The 18696-nt window shown below is 33.2% G+C and carries 15 protein-coding genes; 10 read left to right on the top strand and 5 right to left on the bottom strand.

Features of this window, described 5'->3' with window-relative positions; genetic code table 11:
* Positions 1-92 precede the first annotated feature (92 nt).
* Both AACL09_RS00880 and AACL09_RS00875 read right to left on the bottom strand, forming a co-directional pair.
* Positions 93-527 (bottom strand): hypothetical protein, encoded by a 435-nt coding sequence (locus AACL09_RS00880; RefSeq protein ID WP_339048142.1) that lies wholly within the window; start codon positions 525-527, stop codon positions 93-95.
* Between the two features lie 115 nt (positions 528-642).
* Positions 643-2031 carry a HAMP domain-containing sensor histidine kinase gene (locus AACL09_RS00875; RefSeq protein ID WP_339048140.1) on the bottom strand — a complete coding sequence of 463 codons (1389 nt, stop codon included), beginning with the start codon at positions 2029-2031 and terminating at the stop codon, positions 643-645.
* Between the two features lie 55 nt (positions 2032-2086).
* Here AACL09_RS00875 and AACL09_RS00870 point away from each other — a divergent pair, with 55 nt between their 5' ends.
* The 4 genes from AACL09_RS00870 to guaA all read left to right on the top strand — a co-directional run bounded on the left by AACL09_RS00870 (position 2087) and on the right by guaA (position 7400).
* Positions 2087-3259, top strand: coding sequence for an aspartate aminotransferase family protein (locus AACL09_RS00870; protein WP_339048944.1), 1173 nt, complete (start codon positions 2087-2089; stop codon positions 3257-3259).
* Between the two features lie 5 nt (positions 3260-3264).
* Positions 3265-4860, top strand: coding sequence for an iron ABC transporter permease (locus tag AACL09_RS00865; protein ID WP_339048138.1), 1596 nt, complete (start codon positions 3265-3267; stop codon positions 4858-4860).
* 94 nt (positions 4861-4954) lie between these two features.
* Positions 4955-5665, top strand: a complete 711-nt coding sequence (locus AACL09_RS00860; RefSeq protein ID WP_339048136.1) for a hypothetical protein — start codon at positions 4955-4957, stop codon at positions 5663-5665.
* Between the two features lie 154 nt (positions 5666-5819).
* Positions 5820-7400: a glutamine-hydrolyzing GMP synthase gene (guaA, locus tag AACL09_RS00855; protein WP_339048134.1), complete on the top strand. Its 1581-nt coding sequence runs from the start codon at positions 5820-5822 to the stop codon at positions 7398-7400.
* 36 nt (positions 7401-7436) lie between these two features.
* On the opposite strand, the gene AACL09_RS00850 is transcribed toward guaA, so the two are convergent.
* A complete protein-coding gene (locus tag AACL09_RS00850; RefSeq protein WP_339048132.1) occupies positions 7437-8147 on the bottom strand; it encodes a type II secretion system protein in 711 nt (236 codons plus the stop codon).
* Positions 8148-8334: 187 nt separating this feature from the next.
* Here AACL09_RS00850 and AACL09_RS00845 point away from each other — a divergent pair, with 187 nt between their 5' ends.
* Positions 8335-10125 carry an Rne/Rng family ribonuclease gene (locus tag AACL09_RS00845; RefSeq protein WP_339048130.1) on the top strand — a complete coding sequence of 597 codons (1791 nt, stop codon included), beginning with the start codon at positions 8335-8337 and terminating at the stop codon, positions 10123-10125.
* A 96-nt stretch (positions 10126-10221) separates the two neighbouring features.
* Positions 10222-12135: a molecular chaperone DnaK gene (gene dnaK / locus AACL09_RS00840; RefSeq protein WP_339048128.1), complete on the top strand. Its 1914-nt coding sequence runs from the start codon at positions 10222-10224 to the stop codon at positions 12133-12135.
* A 144-nt stretch (positions 12136-12279) separates the two neighbouring features.
* Here the strand turns inward: dnaK and AACL09_RS00835 are convergent, their stop codons facing one another.
* The gene (locus tag AACL09_RS00835) at positions 12280-13008 is read right to left on the bottom strand and encodes an SDR family NAD(P)-dependent oxidoreductase (protein ID WP_339048126.1); all 729 of its coding nucleotides are present in this window, start codon (positions 13006-13008) and stop codon (positions 12280-12282) included.
* Positions 13009-13026: 18 nt separating this feature from the next.
* Positions 13027-13851, bottom strand: coding sequence for a YihY/virulence factor BrkB family protein (locus AACL09_RS00830; RefSeq protein ID WP_339048124.1), 825 nt, complete (start codon positions 13849-13851; stop codon positions 13027-13029).
* 54 nt (positions 13852-13905) lie between these two features.
* Between AACL09_RS00830 and thiL the strand changes: the two genes are divergently transcribed.
* The 4 genes from thiL to AACL09_RS00810 all read left to right on the top strand — a co-directional run bounded on the left by thiL (position 13906) and on the right by AACL09_RS00810 (position 18696).
* On the top strand, positions 13906-14844 hold the full coding sequence (gene thiL / locus AACL09_RS00825; protein ID WP_339048122.1) for a thiamine-phosphate kinase: 939 nt from the start codon (positions 13906-13908) through the stop codon (positions 14842-14844).
* A gap of 629 nt (positions 14845-15473) precedes the next feature.
* Complete coding sequence (coxB, locus tag AACL09_RS00820) at positions 15474-16265, top strand: cytochrome c oxidase subunit II (protein ID WP_339048121.1); 792 nt, start codon at positions 15474-15476, stop codon at positions 16263-16265.
* Positions 16262-17812, top strand: a complete 1551-nt coding sequence (gene ctaD / locus AACL09_RS00815; protein WP_339048119.1) for a cytochrome c oxidase subunit I — start codon at positions 16262-16264, stop codon at positions 17810-17812. The genes coxB and ctaD overlap by 4 nt, the downstream gene beginning before the upstream one ends.
* Positions 17812-18696: a heme o synthase gene (locus tag AACL09_RS00810; RefSeq protein WP_339048117.1), complete on the top strand. Its 885-nt coding sequence runs from the start codon at positions 17812-17814 to the stop codon at positions 18694-18696. Before ctaD ends, AACL09_RS00810 begins: the two co-directional genes overlap by 1 nt.

Here is an 18696-nt window from a genome sequence, read left to right as displayed (position 1 = left end):
ATATATAACTAAAGAGGTATAAATTCCCTGAGAACTTATGAATATACAGCCTCAAAAGGGGAATTTAAATAATATTTTAATTGTATAAATTGTTAATTTTGTCTGCATGCTGTGTGAACTGATGCTATAGGCGATGTATTTAGTGCAGTTAAACTACCATTTGGGTTTCCTTGTGATCTAATTGTGGCTTCTTCATATGAAGGAAGTTGTCCATTAGCTTCTTCGTAAGTAGGAGGCATACCTTTCATTGTAGGTTGTGCAGTAACAACATTTAGGTGTTGTGATTCACAACTATCAGGAGGCATGTCTCTTATTATAAGTTCTCCGCCATCACCATAGTGTAGCCTATAACCATTAGCATGACAGTAACGCTTTAAGTTATACGATAAATAGTACCTAGCAGCTGTAGAAATCACTGTTGATCCCGTTGCAGTAATGCTGATACATTTAGCTATTGGAGCTACTGATGGACATGCAAAACAAAAAGCAGAACAAAAGATAACTGGACATAAGGCAACAGGTGCCATGCTTATACAAGACACGATGGATTGATATTTATGATTTCCTAGCATATTTATTCTCTAATAAAGAGAATATTAGATTAATAATACTCTTTAAAAGAGAAAAATCAATAAAGAAACGTTAAAAATCCTGTGTTTCAATAGGAAAATTCAAGGTTAGTGTAGTACCAAGTTGTGGTTCGCTTTTTATGCTAAAAGTTCCACCCATAAGTTCTACTAATTTTTTGCTCAGTGGTAAACCTAAACCAGTTCCTTGATGTTGATTATAAGAATTGTTATCTGATTGGCCAAATTCAGACATCACTTTATATATATTTTGTTGCATTATACCAACTCCTGTATCACTTATTTCAATTAATATATTATCTGTGTTTTTTTCTGTTCTAAGCCTAATGACACCATTTTCAGGGGTAAATTTTATTGCATTTGATAGTACATTTATTATCACTTGTTTCATTCTTTTTGGATCTGCTTCCATGAGGAGTTGACCCTCAGTGATAATTTTTTCAATACTTACTTTTTTCTTTTGTAGTTGCGGTGTTACTACCTGCAGGCAAGATTCTATTGTCTTATTTAAGTCAAATCTGATTTTACTTACAACTAATTTGTCCGCTTCAGCTTTTGAAAGATCTAGCATATCGTTAACTAAATCCAAAAGGTGAACACCAGAATCATATATATCGTTTACATATTCCTTATATTTAGGATTTTCTATTGGTCCTGCGGATTCGTTTTTAATAATTTCCGAAAATCCAATTATTGAGCTTAAAGGTGTGCGTAACTCATGAGTGATATTAGCTAAGAATCTTGATTTATTTATATTTTCCTTTTCTGCTAAAGCCTTGGCGTTTTCAAGCTTAAGGTTAGTTTCATGTTGCACACTGATCACCCTATTGTTTTGGTTATGCAAATGACGAATAAATAGCACCATTATTATAATAAATAAAAACACTAGTGCCATGAATGCAAAACTGATTTGAATAAGAAAATTAAAATAATATTTTTGAACAATCTTTAAAAACAAGAAGGGTTCACCATTCTCTTTTGATATCCGGAAAATTGAAACTAGAAATTGATTCTTTTTGTAAAATATATGCTCATTTTTTTTTAACTGCTCCAGATCGCTTGGTGTTAATAGTTGTCTATAATTATCTTGATCTGATCTACTATCAAACAACGTCTGACCATCCTTTCCATATAGAATAACATCTATGCTTGTTCCACTAATTAGCTGTGACAATTCAGCTCGACACTTAACTAGTTGGTTTAAGTAGTTAAAATTAGAGTGCAGCTCACTATATCCATCTGTAAGAAGATTATTGTATTTTCTTACGATAGAATTTGTGATGATAGTTTTAAAATTTGAGCTCATATCTTGCTGAAGAGCAAGTGTTTTCTGTGTTAGAAATGTACTTACAAGTATGCAGCTTGAGGTTAGTATGGAAAATACAAGTGCTAAGAAAATAACTCTTACACGATACTTTGCAAAAAAATTCTTATATTTATTCATGTTGTAACGTTAAAATTTTATGTTTAAAATAATACATAATACCTATGATAGAATTATGGCAATTTCTCCTATATTACCAATTTATTCTCCAATTGATATAAATTTTTCTTATGGTGAGGGTGCATATTTGTATGATACTAAGGGTAAACGTTATATAGATTTTCAGTCAGGTATAGCGGTAAATAGTTTGGGACATTGCCATCCACGCTTAGTTAGTACATTGAAAGAGCAAAGCGAGAAAATATGGCACCTTTCAAATATTAACACTATACCAGCTGCTGTAGAATTTGCTAAAAAACTGATAGCAAATAGTTTTGCCGATACTGCATTTTTTACAAATTCTGGCACTGAAGCAGTAGAGTGTGGGCTAAAAATAGCAAGATCTTATCAAAATGGTAAAGGCAATCATCATCGTTACAAGATTATCACATTTAAAGGGGCTTTTCACGGGAGAAGTTTTGCTGCTTGTTCAGGAAATGACCCTGCAAAATTTTCTGATTTTTTAAGGCCCTATGTTGAGTGGTTTGAAAACGTTGAACCAAATATAGAGAGCGTTAAGAAGGTAATCGACAATAATATCGGAGTAATTCTAATTGAGCCAATACAAGGCGAAGGTGGAGTCAACGTTATAGACCATAGTTTTCTTAAAGAGTTAAGGGAATTATGCAATGAGCACGACATATTGCTATTCTTTGATTGCGTGCAATGTGGTGCTGGTAGAACTGGAAAGTTGTTTGCGTATGAGCATTTTGATGTGGAACCTGACATATGTGCACTTGCAAAAGGTATTGGAGGAGGCTTCCCCCTTGGAGCGTGTCTTGCAACTGAAAACGCTGCTAAGTATATGGGTGTGGGTCTACATGGATCAACTTATGGTGGCAATCCTCTAGCTACATCAATAGGCAATGCTGTACTTGATGAGTTGTTGAAAGATGGATTTTTAAAAAGCGTTGAAGATAAGGGTAAGTATCTAAAAGATAAGCTACAACAATTAGCAGACAAACATAAGATCATTCAAGAAATTAGGGGCTTGGGCCTTATGCTTGGCATCAAAATAAACACAGATAATAAAGAGTTTTCGCGAGAATTATGTTATCGTGGGCTTTTGACTGTTGGTACTACAGCACAGCAAGTAGTTAGAATTTTACCACCTTTAATTATAACTAAAGAACAGATAGATGAAGGAATTGAAATTCTAGATACTTATTTAAATGAGATAGCAAATTAAATTAAGTGTCAAAGTTATTACAAAAGGTATTTCTTTTCTTAGTAATAAGCCTTTTTGCATGTCCTTTAGTTTCATTAATATCAATCTTATTTACAGAGCAGCAAAGTGCTAAATGGGCAATACATACATTACTTTTTGAATATACATCAAACACAATTATTTTAATGATAGGAGTAGGTATTATATCATTTATTTTTGGTGTGATTAGCTCTTGGTTTGTTACTTTTTTTTCATTTCCCGGACGTAAATTTTTTGAAGTTTTTTTATTCTTACCAATTTCAATACCGGGATATATAGTATCATTTGTCTATACCAATGTACTTGAATATTCAGGTCCAATACAGAGTTTACTTAGAGAAATATTTCACTTACAAAAAAACGATTATTGGTTTCCAGAAATCAGGTCTTTAGGTGGTGGTATATTAATACTTGGTTTTACTCTTTTTTCCTATGTATACATATTAGCACGTTCAAGCTTTACTAGCCTTAATAACTCCGTAACTGTTGCTTCAACACTTGGGCAGTCACCACTTAAAATCTTCACCTCTATAGCTTTACCTGCGGCCCGTCCAGCAATCATTGCCGGTATATTACTTATATTTATGGAAGTTATTGCTGATTTTGGCACATCACAGATCCTTGCCATTAATACTTTAACCACAGGAGTATATAGGACATGGTTTTTACTTCATGATCGATATTCTGCCACTTTTTTATCAATCATAGAGCTATCGATTATTATATTATTTATGATAGCTGAAAAAGTATCAAACAATAGACAAAAATTATATTCATCAATTATTATAAACTCTGACTACCAGCGTAGATGGAGTGTTGATAATAAAATACTTTTGGCTTCAATTTATTTTATCTGCGTATTACCAGTCCTTATGGGGTTCATATTTCCTATTATTCCCTTAATATATTGGACAGTGCAGAGAACAAGTTTTTTTATAAATGATTTGAAATTCTACATTGCTATTATAAATAGCATAGGTGTTGCCTTAGTTGCAGGATCGATACTGGTTATAATTTCGCTTACTATTGCCTATACTGCACGTTACAGTAAAATCACTTACTATATAGCACGAATTATATCTATGGGTTATGCAGTCCCAAGTGCTATTGTGGCAGTAGCTATACTTACTTTTCTTGGAAAATTGTCTAGCTTCATAAGTAGATACACTGTGGAAATAGCGTTAATTGGCACTATAGGAGCTTTACTGTACTCCTATATATTCCGCTTTTTTGCCATTTCATTTAAAACGATAGAGACAGGTTTAAGCAAAATACCAAATGAAATTGATTGGGCATCTTATACTATGGGACATAGTCCCACAGCAACTTGCATTAACATACACATTCCTCTGATTAAAAGAAGCATACTATTTAGTTTCTTGCTTGCATTTATAGATATTATACAAGAGCTAACTGCAACTTTAATTATTCGACCTTTTAATTTTGAAACGCTGACAACGCGAATGTATGAGCTCATCTGTGATGAGAGATACATGGATGCAGCACCACTGGCAATTGTTATAGTACTTATAAGTCTTGTGTCAGTTACAGTGTTACTTAAATTATCAAATACAGATAAATAGTAAGTAATTTAAATCCTAATTTTTTAAGGAAATTGACTTAATAATAAAATATATATACAATATGTTAATATATAAATTAATATGAGAGGGAGATATGCTAAATGTCATTCCTGCTGCTGCAATGGCTCCAACAATGCTCAGCAATAGATTAAATAATAAAGAATTAAGAAATAAAATTTTAATATTCATTACATGCTTGCTAGTAATAAATGCTTTAGGTATTGGGCTTTGCATCCAATTTCCACAGTTAACTGGAGTGTTTGAAATGACTTCTATTACATTCACACTAATGACTGCTGCATGTATTTTTATATTGCCAAAATTTTTTTCCAAAGCGAAATCTTCTGAGAATATTAATCATGAGGAGGAGTTGCTTAGTAACCTAACTATGTGTAACCCTGAAAGAAGAGTAATTATCGAATATAATATCAACCAAGTTAATGCTTCACTCTCAGAAGATCGTGTTAGCTATATAGCAAGAAGTCTGTTTTATAGGCCACTTATGATCTTGGCTACAAGTAGTGAGAATTCTTACATATCACCAACAGTAGCACCTTTTCTAGCGCATGTTATTGGAGCTATCGATAATACAGTTTGCGCTTCTATAGATGTAACTACAGCAACTACTAAGGCAATTACTAAAAGTGTAATGGAGTCATCTACTACTAGGGCTATTTGTTCTTCCATTAATACAGCTGCTGTAGCTACCTATGATATAGCAGCGTCGTCTTTAGGATATGTATCGAGTACCCTATCATCCGTAAGCTTAAGATTTGTATCGTTTACACAATCAGCAAGTAATTGAGTAGGCAATCTAGCTAATTCTTTTGGAACAATGCGACTCAACATTCATCCCTAGTTTTATAAAATCTACATATTACTGAATCAAGCACACGAATAAATATCTTAACTATCGTGTAGATTTGTGATAAATAATAACTAGTTACCAGTGTTATTAAATGTCAAAGATAGCAATAATCGATTTTGGTTCGCAATTCACGCAATTGATTGCCAGAAGAATTAGAGAGATGAGAATCTATTCTGAAATATTTCCTTGTACTGTAGCAGCTGATGAGATATCTGATTTTGACGCATTTATTTTATCAGGCGGGCCGGATTCGATAAACACAGAAAAACCTGCTGTATTGTTGCTTCATGATATTATGAATCTAAACCAAAACAGAGGTATTCCAATACTTGGAATATGTTATGGAAAGCAGTTAATTTGTCATTATTTTGGAGTGCAAATACAATCTGATTGTAAAAAAGAATTCGGTAGGACGAATATAAAGATATTGGCTGATTCTCCTATTATTCAGGGTTTATGGAATGTTGGTTCTGAAATAGATGTATGGATGAGCCATTCAGATAGTGTAATAAGCGTGCCAAGTGGGTTTAATACAATTGCAATTGGAGCGATAAGTAATGCTGCAGCGATAATAGGAAACGAGGCAAGAAAAATATATTGCACTCAATTTCATCCTGAGGTTAGGCATACAAATAATGGAACGGGGTTATTGTCAAATTTTCTCGATATAGCAAAATGTGAAAGAAATTGGACTATGGACTCTTTCTCTGTAGAGCAGATAAAAAAGATAAAAAACGAAATTGGCAACAAGCAGGTTATAGGAGCTGTAAGTGGTGGTGTTGATTCAAGTGTAGCAGCAGTGCTAATGCATAAGGCAATAGGTGAGCAGATGCACTGCATTTTTATCGATACGGGTTTGCTCAGAAAGAATCAAGCACATGATACAAAAGCCATATTTGAAAAGATAGGAGTTCCACTTATATCTGTAGATAAATCAGACTTGTTTTTTGAAAAATTGAAAGGAATAGTTGATCCAGAGGAAAAACGTAAAATTATTGGCAACACTTTTATTGATATCTTTACAGAAGAAGCAAGAAAAATAGGTAATATAGATTTCTTAATGCAGGGAACTATATATTCTGATGTGATAGAATCAGGTTTTGGTTCAAGTTATGGACAGGACACGAAAATAAAATCTCATCATAATGTTGGTGGGCTACCAGAAAAAATGCAATTAAAGCTTGTGGAACCTTTGCGTTCCTTGTTTAAAGATGAAGTAAGGCTGCTGGGTAAAGAATTAGAATTGCCAGATGATGTTCTTTTTTGTCACCCATTTCCTGGTCCTGGACTTGCTTTGCGGATTATTGGTGAAGTCACAGAAGAGAAAGTTAAAACACTGCAAGAAATAGATCATATATATATCAATATGATGAAGGATTATAATTTATATAGTGCGATATGGCAGGCTTTTGCCATATTGCTACCAATTAAAACTGTAGGGGTAATGGGAGATAGAAGGACTTATAAATATGTATGTGCTCTAAGAGCTATAACATCGTCAGATGCAATGACTGCAGATGCGTTTCCTTTTGAGGCAAAGCAACAATATGGAGGGATATTTTGGGACTTTCTGCAAAATGTTAGTAATGCAATTGTTAATCAGGTTAAAAATGTAAATAGGGTAGTGTATGATATAACCTCAAAACCACCTGCTACAATTGAGTGGGAGTAAAAGCACTTTTGAGATATCTGTTACCTTTATACAATTTTAATTAAATTGCCATCTCATTTTATATCTAACAATGTCATCGAAATAACTAAGTTCATCTGAAGGGTTTTGTTTTGAAAAAGGTTTTTGTATAAAAATATGATTACCAGTTTGATAGTTTGAGCAATTTACTCTTTTATCATCATTAGTAGAGCTATTGTAAATTTGTGTTTCTCCATAATGTGGCCATGCACAATATCCATTTTTGCCATGGCTGACAAGCACCATCATTGCATGATTTGTTTTTACTTGATTATTTCCTCCAATTATTTTTATAGAACCATTATGTAAGGATAAGTAATATTCTGGATTAGAAAAATTGCTATCAATTGAGTACCCGATGCGTCTGTTCCAGCCATCAAACATGAAATCATCATCAAGCTGTAAAGTACGTACTGGTACAGTTCCATGTGATATTTGCTTAAACAGTATTAGGTCCCTACATTTAAAATTTCCGTCTTCAAGATTTGTGCTCTCCAGGCCAAACTTCTTCTCGCTAGCTTTAAGTTCTCCTATTGCTGGACATGGAAGACGATTATGAGAAGCTGCATATGATTCAATTGCTTTTTCTATCAGATCCAATTTCTTCAATGTTTGCTGATATTTTTCTTTATTTATGTATTTGTTTTTCAGCGATAATACATTACTAAAAACTATAGATAAAATAATTAATACTATAGTTAACTCCAAAAGAGAAAACCCTTTGTTCATGTGGTATTATATTAAATTAAAGTTTAGCTAATTAAAAACAGCTTAAAAAAAGATTAATATACTATTCATATTACTACAAAAGTATGTATGGAGACCTCATGTGTTGTATGGGTTAAGATTCTTGACAATTATTGTTGGTATTAAATAAAATTTAGGGTTTAATGATTTATTATTTAAAGTTATATACGTGTCAAGTCGTGATAAAAAAATATTAATAGATGCTATATTGCAAGATGAAATAAAAATAGCTGTTTTAGATGATGATAAAATAGTTGGATTTGAGCAAGATATTAAAGGAAAAAAACAATTAAAAGGTAATATATATACTGCTTTAGTTAAGCGTATAGAGCCTTCTCTACAAGCAGTTTTCATTGAATATGAAAAAAATAAGCAAGGTTTTTTATCATTTTATGAGATATCACCTATTTATTACCAGCTTCCTGAAGATGAGAAAAAGCTTTTACTTCAGCAGTTTTATTCTTATAAGAAATGTGTTCAAAACAATAAAGAATCAATTAGTAGTGATCAGTCAGTTTCAGAGCAGAGTAGTGATGATTGCACTGATAGCAATGAAAGCAGTTTGCCAGTTTATAAAAAGTATAAACTGCAGGATGTAATACAGTTAAATCAAAAAATTCTAGTTCAACTTACAAAGGAAGCTCGTGGCTACAAGGGAGCATCCTTTTCAACATACATTACTTTAGTAGGTAAATATTGTGTTTTAATGCCAAATTCTAATAGCAAGGGTGGTGTGTCTCGTAGAATAGAGGATGAAAATGTTAGGAAGTATCTACGAGAGGTGTTAAGTAGTATACAATTACAAGAAAAAACTAGTTTAATTATTAGAACTGTTGGTGCTTTTAGAAAAAAGGAAGAAATAGAGCAAGATTATATAGAACTGTGTTCTGTGTGGAAAAAAATTCAGAATAAGCAAAATAGCATTACAGATAGCAAGGTTCCGGTCCTTGTTCATAGTGAAACTGATGTTATTACAAGATCACTTAGGGATTTTTACGATAATCAAGTAGGTGAAATAATAGTATCAGGTGAAGAGGCTTATAAAATAGTTAAAGAATATGTTAAGCCATTAAGAAATAAATTACGTATTGAATTATACAAAAATATATTACCGATTTTTGTTTATTATAAAGTTGAAGAACAAATATCAAAATTATACACTAATTTAGTAGAGTTACCTTCTGGTGGTTACTTAGTAATAACACCAACAGAAGCTTTGGTATCAATAGATGTAAACTCAGGTAAAATGACAGGAGAAGGAAGTATTGAGGAAACAGCGTATAAAACTAATATGGAAGCAGTTCAAGAAATAGCTAGGCAGGTGAGTTTGCGTGGCCTATCTGGCCTCATAGTAATTGACTTTATAGATATGGTAAAACAAGAGCATTGCCAGGCAGTTGAATTGGCCGTTAAGGAAGCTTTTAAGAATGATAGAGCTAAGGTTCAATATGGATGCATTAATTCTTTTGGTTTAATGGAAATCTCAAGACAAAGAATCAAACAAAGTATTTTAGAGTCTAATACTGTTGAATGTTTTTATTGTAAAGGTATAGGAAAGATAAAATCTATGGAAGTTATAGCGCTTTCTATCTTGCGTGAGCTTAAGTATGCTGTTGATAAGAATCGAGGTAAGATTTTTAACTTATATGCAAATTATTGGGTTATTGCTTATATTTTTAATAGCAAACGCAGCATGATATCTGAGATAGAAAGGGAATACAATATTTTACTTAATGTTGATGTTGATAGCAATCTTGATATAGATAACTTCTATCTTAAGATTGGTGGTGATGTTCATAACTGTGAAAATTCACCAGTTTTAGATTTTAATCAAAGTAATCAAAAAAGTCAGAGAAAGAATAGCAAAATTTTGCATAAGTCAAATAGAACTAACAATATTAAAAAAGGTAAATCTTGGTTAACTCGGTGGTTGTTACGCTTATTGAAATTATGTAATTAATCTTATCTAAAGATAATAGGGGTTGTAATCTAATAAATCATTACTATATAGTTAAGGATATAATTTGAGTTTAATTAATTTAGGAGAGCAGTTTTTATGGCAATTATTGGTATAGATTTAGGAACTACTAACTCTTGTGTTGCAGTTAATATTGGTGGTGAAGTTAAAGTAATTGAAAATAGTGAGGGTGCAAGAACTACCCCTTCTGTAGTAGCTTTTACTGAGTCAAAAGAAATGTTAGTTGGCGCTGCAGCTAAAAGACAAGCATCAACAAATGCTAGCGGTACATTTATAGCAACAAAAAGGTTAATAGGACGTAAATTTGATGATGCTGAAAAGAGAACTGCATACAAAATAGCTAATGTAAAAGGTGATGCTTGGGTTGATGCTTGGGGTAAACAATATTCACCTAGTCAAATTGGTGCTTTTGTATTACAAAAAATGAAGGAAACAGCAGAAACTTTCCTTGGGGAGAAAGTAACACAAGCAGTAATAACCGTTCCTGCTTATTTTAATGATGCTCAACGTCAAGCCACAAAGGATGCTGGCCAGATAGCAGGCCTAGAAGTTAAAAGAATAATAAATGAACCAACTGCTGCAGCTTTAGCGTATGGATTAGATAAAAAACATGGCCACACTATAGCTGTCTATGATTTAGGTGGTGGTACATTTGATGTTTCTATACTGGAGATAAGTGAAGGAGTTATTGAAGTAAAATCTACCAATGGTGATACTAAATTAGGCGGTGAAGATTTCGATAGTTGTATAATAAATTACTTATTAGATGAATTTAAGAAAGAAAATGGAATGGATCTTAGCTCTGACCGATTGGCGTTGTCTAGGATTAAAGAAGCTGCTGAAAAAGCAAAGATAGAACTATCAAGCTCTATGCAAACAGAAATAAACTTGCCTTATCTTACTGCAGATAGTAGTGGTCCTAAACATTTGAATATAAAATTAACTAGGGCAAAACTTGAAAGTTTAGTTGATCACTTGATAGAAAGGACTATGGCTCCTTGTAAAAAAGCTCTTGAAGATGCAAAACTAACTACTTCGTCTATAGGTGAGGTGATTTTAGTAGGCGGCATGACGAGAATGCCAAAAGTTATACAGAAAGTAAAAGAATTTTTTGGTAAAGAGCCAAATAGAAGTGTTAATCCAGATGAAGTTGTAGCAATGGGTGCTGCTATACAAGGAGCTATACTTGCAGGTGATGTAAGGGATGTCTTGCTTTTAGATGTAACTCCTCTCTCTCTTGGAATTGAGACACTCGGAGGTGTTTTTACTTCTCTTATTGAACGCAATACTACTATTCCTACTAAAAAATCTCAGGTTTTTTCTACTGCTGAGGATAATCAAACTGCAGTGACAATAAAAGTATATCAGGGGGAAAGAAAGATGGCTGCTGATAATAAGCTGCTTGGTCAATTTAGTTTAGAAGGTATCCCACCTGCACCACGTGGCATGCCGCAAGTTGAAGTTACTTTTGATATAGACGCAAATGGTATTGTTAATGTTTCTGCTAAAGATAAAGCTTCTGGTAAAGAACAAAAAGTAACAATACAGTCCTCTGGTGGATTATCGAAAAATGAGATAGAGCGTATGGTTAAAGAAGCTGAAGAAAAAGCAAATGAAGATGAAAAACGTAAAAAATTTATTGAAGTTAAAAATAACGCTGACAGTATGATTCATTCTACAGAAAAATCCTTAAGAGAGTATGGAGATAAAGTTTCTGCTAATGATAAATCTAATATTGAAAATACAACTAATGAATTAAAGGAATCTATAAAATCTGATAATATTGATAATACTGACTTAATTCAGCAAAAAATTGATAATCTTTCTCAAGTGTCTATGAAGCTTGGTGAAGCTATGTATGCTGCCTCTCAGCAACAGCAAAATACTGCTTCTAATTCTAAAGCAACAGATGATGAAGGATATCAATCGAGTGATGAGAAAGTAGTTGATTCTGATTATCAAGAGATAAATGATAATGAAAGTAAAAAGTAGTCTAAAAATTTGACCTAAATAGGCTTTTTTATAGAGAAAAGAATAAGGAATAGTAAAGAGCTTGTAATAGAATAAGGAGTTGTACAAAACTCTTGTAGAAGTAGAGGATATTACTTTTTGTTAGATAGTTGCTTTACTGGTTAGTTATAATTGAAAGATCTCTCCGCTAACTTTGTAATTTTCAGATACGAGTTCTAAGAATTTATCGGTAAGTTCTTCTGGTGAAGGTAGTTTAGATGCATCTTGTCCAGGGAATGCCTGTTTGTAAACACCACTATTTATTGTTCCTGGTTGTACTATATTAATACATAATTTTGTGTGTTTTGTTTCTGCTGCATACACTTTTACCATTGCCTCTAAAGCAGCCTTGCTGGCAGCATATGGCCCCCAATATGGATAGGAAGCTGGTGATTGTCCAGTATTTGAGGTAACAAAAATAGCTCTTCCTGCTTCAGCACGTTTAAGTAATAGATCTAAATTCTTAATTAAGTGCCAATTAGCGTTAAAGTTGGTTCCTATAATACTTTCCCATGTATCTGGATCATAATCCTGCACAGGGCATAACTCACCCAATACCCCAGCACTGGCGACTAAAATATCTAAACGTTGATATTGTTTGTCAATTGCTCCTGCAAGCTCTTTGATTTTTTCAAATTCTAAAAGATCAAGCTGTACTAAAGTAGTATTAGATTCTTCTTTTTTATCAGGAATTAATTTTTTTATTTCATCATCTACTTCCCTTAAATCTTCAATATTTCTAGATACTAAAATTACATGCGCGCCTTCCTGTATAAACCTTTTGGCTACCGCTGCTCCTATCCCTTTTGAAGCTCCAGTAATTAAGGCTACTTTACCAGATAATAAATCACTCATTTTGCTAATAAATAACTTTTACTTTATATCTTTTTGCACAGAATTGCAATATTTAAACTTGTAGTTAAATTCCGCTCCATATATAAAAATGAAACTCAAAACGTAAAAGAACAAAAGGGAAATTATAATACCAGCTAAGCTGCCGTATATGATGCTAAGCTGGTGGAAAGTCTGTAAATATTTGGTAAAAGCTATAGCTGACAGAGTCCACAGTATTATAACCATTATGCTACCTGGGATGACATTGATAAATTTCTGTTTTACGTTTGGCAACAAAAAATACAGCCAACAGACTGTAATGAATAATACAAATTCAACTATAATGAATCTAATATAGCTACTAATTTTCCAATTAAAAAAATCTTCTAGTATTGGTATTAAAGTGGCACACATTATGGTGATTATTATAATCAGTGTAATAATTAAGAATTGGATTATACTAAGTAACCTTCGCAATATGTATGATGGTGGAGATGAAACCCTGTATACTTTGTTTAGTATACCTCTTATTCCTTCAACTGCAGAAGATGCAGTCCATATAGCACCAATTATGGCAAGCGTCAGTAGATTTTGTGGGGGACCAGATACAATTTCATTAATGCGAGGCATCAGTGATGACATCATATCACTGGGCATATTTTCGGTAATAAATGACAAGAGTCTTTTGTCAATATCATATTGGTTTAAGAAATTAGTGACAGTTGCAGCTAAGGTTGTAAGAAATACTAAAAAAGGAAAAATGGATAACAAAATAATAAATGCTAAGTACCCTGCATACTCTTCTCCATCATGGGCAATAGTATCTTTAAACGCATAATAGATACATTTAGAAATCTTTTTCATTTTTATACTTTAATATTATTTACTATACATAACACATTATTGATTTAAGTATATATGAGAGAGTTTGAGTATATTAAAAGATATTTAAAACCCTTAGATGTAAACAATTCAATTGGAGATGATGCTGCTACTTTAGCAAATAGCTCATATATTATTACAAAAGATATACTAATTGAAGGTGTACATTTTTTTTCAAACTATTTGCCTTATAACTTAGCAAAAAAATCATTAAGAACCAATTTTTCTGATATTGCAGCGGTAGGAGGAATTCCTTATGGTTATATGTTGGGTCTTGTTTTGCCAAATAACGTAGATGATTTATGGTGGGAAGGTTTTGTAGCTGGGCTCAAGGAGGATAATAAATACTTTCAAGTGAAGCTATTAGGTGGTGATACCACAGCTCACAATGGTAAAGTTATTATCAGTATAACAGCACTTGGAATAAAGAGTGATAGATTTATATGTAGATCAGGTGCGAGGTTAGGCGATTTAGTGTATGTTAGTGGCACAATAGGAGATGCAGCACTTGGCCTTCTTGCATATCAAGGAATTATAAGAGATAGTACAGGACATTTAAAAGGTCGTTATGATGTTCCAGAACCGAGGGTTATTTTAGGGCAGGCAATTTCTGATTTTGCTTCATCCTGTATTGATATTTCTGATGGTTTAATACAGGATGCCCAGCATATATGTGAGTTATCGAACGTAGGTATGGAGCTGCATTCAGATAAAATACCACTATCATTTGCAGCAAGAGAGGTAGTAGAAGAAAAGCCAGATTATATTGATCTAGTGCTTACAGGGGGCGATGATTATGAGTTGTTATTTACAGCAAGCAGTGAGCATAGCAATAAAATTGATGAAATATCGCAAAAGTGTAGAGTTAATATAACAAATATAGGGCAAATTACAGATGGTAAAGAGGTTATTGTAAGGGATAAAGATAATTTGCCAATTACTCTAAAAAGTAAGGGCTTTGTTCATTTTACTTAAACGGGCTTGCGTAATGACAAATCGATTGATTTCTCCAAATTTAAATTCTTTTTAAAGTTATAGACGCAGTAGTTTTAAATCAACAATTTTTATTATCCCAGATTTGGGATTGCTTTCAAGTATATAATAGCTGATGGTAAGTTTGAGGAGATATTACAGGAAAAGCAGCCATTCAGTATATATATCATATAGTATGAAATATCAGTGTTGGTAGAGAACCAAAGATGTAGTACAAGAGGTATGTAGAAGTAGAAATTATCAGGAAATCATGTCCATATATATGTTTCTATATTTAGCAAATTAGTGCAAAGAGAAGAAGTTCAACAACAAAATTTTCCGGAATTGAAGAATGGATTTATGGGCAGTTGGCTATTTTGTAAGGGAAATGTAACTGATCAGATGATAAAATCACTCTAAACGAGAATTGGTAAATTAGCATTCTATGCTTTTTCTCATTCTTTGGATTTCTAATCCATAGTGGTTGAATAGCTACTTTTAACCTGGATCATTTTTAGATGTATACTAAATTTAATTTAAACTAGATAAAAGGTATAATGTTTTACATAAATATTATTTCTTGCTTTTTTCTTACTTTAATAATATAAGAAAATTAACTGGTAAAGAAAAATATGATTTTTGCTCGATTATTTCTTTTATTATATTTTACCTTATATTCAATTGATTCTTTTGCCGCTCCTATGCCTTGGCAAATTGGGTTTCAACCTGCTGCAACAGAGCTGATGGAAGTGACGGATAAGGCGCACTCTTTTGTTATGCTTGTGATGTTTGCAGTATTTGGGTTTGTATGTCTTTTACTTGGCTATATAATGTTGCGCTTTCGCAAGAAAGGAAATATGCAAGTTAGCAAAAAATCACACAGCACTGTTCTTGAAATTACTTGGACAGTTGTCCCTCTATTTATTGTGGCTATATTGACTGTAAGTAACATAAGGCTTGTGAAGCTACAGGAAAAAATTCCTAAAACTGAACTTACACTTAAAGCTATTGGTTATCAGTGGTATTGGGGTTATAGGTACCCTGAGTATGATGGAGTTGCCTTTGATAGTTATATGAAACAAGATTCTGATTTGCTACCTGGAGAGCCAAGGTTACTCACAGTTGATCATTATGCTGTTTTACCAATTGACACAAATATTCGTTTGCAAGTTACAGCTGGTGATGTAATACATAGTTTTGCTGTTCCTGCTTTTGGTATAAAACTTGATGCTGTACCTGGAAGATTAAATGAAGCGTGGTTTAATATTAAAAAAGAAGGAATTTATTATGGACAGTGCTCTGAATTATGCGGCAGGGGTCATGGTTTTATGCCAATTGTTGTTCAAGCCGTAAGTAAGGAAGATTTTAAAAGATGGATTGAATTTCAGTCTATTAGTAAACTGACTAAAGAGGATTTAGCATGAGTGATATACCAAAAGGCTTAAAACGTTGGTTATTTTCAACAAATCATAAAGATATAGGTACTTTATATATTATCTTTTCCATCTTTGCGGGAGTGGTAGGTGGTGCTTTATCTTTGATTTTTCGCATGCAACTTATGCATATCAACATCTTTGGTGATAATTATCAATTATATAATGTAGTAGTTACAGGTCATGCTTTGATTATGGTATTTTTTATGATTATGCCAGCTTTGATGGGTGGTTTTGGTAATTGGTTTGTTCCTCTTATGATTGGTGCACCAGATATGGCTTTTCCACGTATGAATAACTTAAGCTTTTGGCTGCTTGTGTCATCTTTCATTTTACTTATTATGTCTGTATTCGTTGGCGAAGGAGCTGGTACTGGTTGGACCTTATATCCCCCACTATCGCAGGTTAATTCTCACCCCAGTGCCGCTGTTGATTTAGCAATATTTGCACTGCATGTTGCTGGCATTTCTTCAATTGTTGGTGCTATTAACTTTATCGTGACTATATTTAATATGCGCACCCCTGGAATGACTTTACATAAAACGCCTCTATTTGTTTGGTCTATTTTGCTTACAGCTTTTATGCTTATAATTGCTTTACCAGTTTTGGCAGGAGCTATTACTATGCTCCTCACTGATCGCAATTTTGGTACTGCATTTTTTGATCCAGCAGGTGGTGGTGATCCAGTGTTGTTTCAGCATCTATTTTGGTTTTTTGGTCATCCAGAAGTATATGTGGTTATCTTTCCTGCATTTGGTATTATAAGTCAAGTCATATCCACTTTTTCTCATAAGCCTGTTTTTGGTTATTTAGTTATGATCTATGCAATGATTGGTATAGCAACCTTAGGTTTTTTAGTGTGGGCCCATCATATGTTCACTGTTGGTCTGAGCACTGAAACGGTAATATTCTTTAGCACTTCAACGATATTTATAGGTGTGCTAACGGGAATAAAAGTATTTAGCTGGATTGCAACTATGTGGGGTGGTGCAATTGAGTTTAAAACGCCGATGCTTTTTGCACTAGGGTTTTTATTTGTTTTTGTTGGTGGTGGAATAACTGGTATAGTTTTATCGCACGGTAGCATCAATAAGCTAATGCATGATACTTACTACGTTGTGGCTCATTTTCATTACGTTATGTCCTTAGGAGCTTTATTTGCTGCTTATGCCGCGTTTTATTACTGGATTGGAAAAATATCAGGTAAACAATATAGCGAAATTTTAGGTAAAATTCATTTTTGGCTTACTTTTATTGGTACTAACATTACTTTTTTACCTCAGCATTTTTTAGGATTAGCAGGTATGCCAAGGCGTATACCTGATTATCCAGATGCATTCATCCCTTGGAATTATGTATCGTCTATTGGTGCATTTATATCATTTGCATCAGTTTTATTTTTTATCTACATAGTAGTACATCTTTTAGTTAAAGGTAAAAAAGCTCCTAGCAATCCATGGGAGGGTGATACTTTAGAGTGGACAGTTCCATCACCTGCTCCGTTTCATACTTTTGAAAAGCCACCAAAAATAGATTGATGCAAACGAGTGTTTTATCATATAACGTGAATTCTTGCATAACTGATTATTGGCGCTTATTAAAACCAAGAATTATGTATCTGGTAGTTTTTACTGCAGTAGCTGGCATGACTGCTGCTCCTGGTACAATCCATCCTTTTTTGGCGTTTATATCTATACTATCTATAGCTTTAGGTTCAGGTGCAGCTGGGGCAATTAATATGTGGTATGATCGTGATATAGATGGGCTTATGGAAAGAACAAAAAATAGGCCAATACCCTCTGGTAATATTGCTCCAGATAATGCACTTGAATTTGGCATTGCGCTTGGAATTTTATCTGTTTTTATGATGGCACTTGCAATTAATTATATTTCAGCAATTTTGCTTGTAATAAGCATTCTGTTTTATGTTTTTATATATACGATGTGGCTAAAAAGACGTACTCCACATAATATTGTTATAGGTGGGGCTGCTGGTGCTTTTCCTCCTATGATTGGTTGGTCATCTGTAACTGACTCAATAGATCTGGCAAGCGTGATATTGTTTATCATAATATTTATGTGGACACCACCACACTTTTGGTCTTTGTCTTTGATCAGGTGTGAGGAATATAGTAAAGTTCATATTCCAATGTTACCTGTTGTTTATGGTGCTCAAAAAACCAGGATGTATATATTAGTATACAGCGTGCTATTGATCTTAGTAAGCCTGCTTCCTGTATTTTTTCTTAAAAGAGCATTGCTCTATTTGATAAGTGCAACTCTACTAGGATCTGTATTCTTATGGCAAGCAGTTAGAGTTTTAACACTAAAAGATGATTCCTCTTGTAGGCGAATGTTTTCCTACTCGATTTCGTACCTTTTTGCTCTTTTTGGCTCTATAATAATATTCTCAATATTTTAG

It is taken from the genome of Candidatus Mesenet endosymbiont of Phosphuga atrata (assembly GCF_964020175.1).
In the GTDB taxonomy this organism is placed as follows: domain Bacteria; phylum Pseudomonadota; class Alphaproteobacteria; order Rickettsiales; family Anaplasmataceae; genus Mesenet.
The sequence above is the reverse complement of the archived record's forward strand: the minus strand, read 5'-3'. Positions and strand labels throughout refer to the sequence as shown.